The 1,920-nt window shown below is 72.8% G+C and carries 2 protein-coding genes and 1 pseudogene; all 3 read left to right on the forward strand.

Annotated features, from left to right (window positions below):
* Positions 1–899, forward strand: an 899-nt coding sequence (locus tag PLJ28_RS15780) for an S-layer homology domain-containing protein (RefSeq protein WP_324590430.1), incomplete at its 5' end; no start/stop codon positions are given.
* 134 nt (positions 900–1,033) lie between these two features.
* Positions 1,034–1,519 (forward strand): hypothetical protein, encoded by a 486-nt coding sequence (locus PLJ28_RS15785; protein WP_298042647.1) that lies wholly within the window; start codon positions 1,034–1,036, stop codon positions 1,517–1,519.
* Positions 1,520–1,586: 67 nt separating this feature from the next.
* Positions 1,587–1,920, forward strand: a pseudogene (locus tag PLJ28_RS15790) (tRNA (adenosine(37)-N6)-threonylcarbamoyltransferase complex transferase subunit TsaD); the annotation flags it as partial.

The following is a 1,920-nucleotide window of genomic DNA, read 5'->3' on the forward strand; positions in this document are numbered from 1 at the left end:
CCTGGCTGGCAGCCACCAAGCTGGTCAGCGGCTACGCCGACGGCACGTTCCGCCCCGGCCAGCCGGTCAAGCGGGGCGAGGCGGCCGGCTTCATGTATGCCATGGAGACCCGGACCAACGGGACCCCGCCCGCCTATCAGGTCCCGGCCCCCGTCATCAGCAGTGCCGGGGTGAACCCCACCGGCGGCTCCGGCGGCACCTACCGGGACGCCCAGGCCATCCCCTACAGCAACGGCACGGTCACCTCCGCCTACCACCTGTACGCCGACCACCTCAACGGAGCCAGGCCGCACGGGATCATGATCCACCTGCACGGTGACGGGGGCTGGGAGTACAACGACCAGAAGTGGTCCTCCATCCCCGAGTACCTCAAGCTGGCCGAACAGCACGGCATGATGCTCGTGGTGCCCAGGACCCCGGACCAGGCCAGCAAGACCTGGTGGCGCAACGCCAGCTCCAGCCAGTGGGCCGCCGACCTGCTCAAGGACCTGGGCCGCAAGTACAACCTGGACCTGAACCAGGTGTACTGGACCGGGTACTCCGGGGGCGCCGACACCGTCGCCCGGCACATGGTGAACACCCACTCGGCCGGGTGGACCGGCGGGGCCGCGGTCATCGTCGCCGGTGGCGGCATCTACGGGCAGAAGGCGCCGCGGCAGCCCATCTCGGCCACGCTGAAGAAGAACTTCGAGATGCACTGGGTGGTCGGGGCCGACGACACCCCGGCCGCCGGCGGGGCCTCGGGCACCTACGACGCCGTGGAGGCGGCCCGGCTCGGCTACCAGTTCTACACCGGCCAGGGGATGAGGACCACCCTCACCATCAAGCCGGGCATGGACCACTGGGAGATCTCGCCCTCCGGCCCGCAGAAGCTCGCCCAGGTCCTGGCCGGGCGGTAGTCCCGCGGTGCCGGCCGCTCCCCGGGCGGGAGCGCACCGGTGATCCCGACGCCGGCCGGGCGCCTTCCTCACGAGGCGCCCGGCCGCGGACGAAACGGACCGCCGCGACATCACGTCTGCGCATGCCCCGGGGTATGAATCCCACGCATGCCCAGGACCTTCAGGACCCCATCGCCCAGCACGTCCAGGACAGGGACGGCGTGCGCGGCGGGAGCGTCGAGACCTGGCAGGACATCGCCGGCCAGTACCGCGTGGGCCACCGCGGGGAGGGCTCCCTCCTGATCGCCGTGGAGGACCTGCTGCTGGACCTGGGGGAGGCCCTGGCCGCCCGGGCGCTCCGGGAGTCGAGGGCCGGACAGCAGGCCCTGGTCCGGCGGACCCTGCGGTTCGAGCGGCACGTGCACGAGCTGTACCGCTGTGCCGAGACGGACCCGCAGGCGCAGATGGCCGTGACCGCCCTGGACCTCGGCGCGCCCCGGTGGTTGTTCGAGGGTGAGGAGGGCGCCGCGTGGCGCCGGGAGATCACCGCCCTGACCGACTACGCCGCCTGGGCCTGCGCGCCGTGCGCAGGGGACCACGGTCCAGACGGACCCCGCAGCGTGCCGGGACGCCTGGACTGACCCCGGACGCCCCGGGACGCCGGCTGGTGGCCGGGGCCGCCCGCCGGAGCTTCCTAGAATGGTGTGCATGCCTGCGGCCACTGACACCCCCACCGCCCCGCTCGTGCTCGGCATCGAGTCCTCCTGCGACGAGACGGGATTCGGGATCGTGCGCGGGACCGAACTGCTGGCCAACGCCGTGGCGTCCTCGATGGAGGAGCACGTGCGCTTCGGCGGGGTCATCCCGGAGATCGCGGCGCGGGCCCACCTCGAGGAGTTCATCCCCACGCTGCTGCAGGCCCTGGACACCGCCGGGGTCACGCTGCAGGACCTCGACGCGATCGCCGTGACCTCGGGTCCCGGACTGGCCGGGGCGCTCATGGTCGGCGTGGCCGGCGCCAAGGCCCTGGCCCTGGCCACGG

This window comes from Citricoccus sp., from assembly GCF_035445025.1.
In the GTDB taxonomy this organism is placed as follows: domain Bacteria; phylum Actinomycetota; class Actinomycetes; order Actinomycetales; family Micrococcaceae; genus Citricoccus.

Coding starts and splice junctions, on each gene's coding strand:
- PLJ28_RS15785 (WP_298042647.1), top strand. CDS start 1,034: ATGAATCCCACGCATGCCCAGGACCTTCAGGACCCCATCGCCCAGCAC.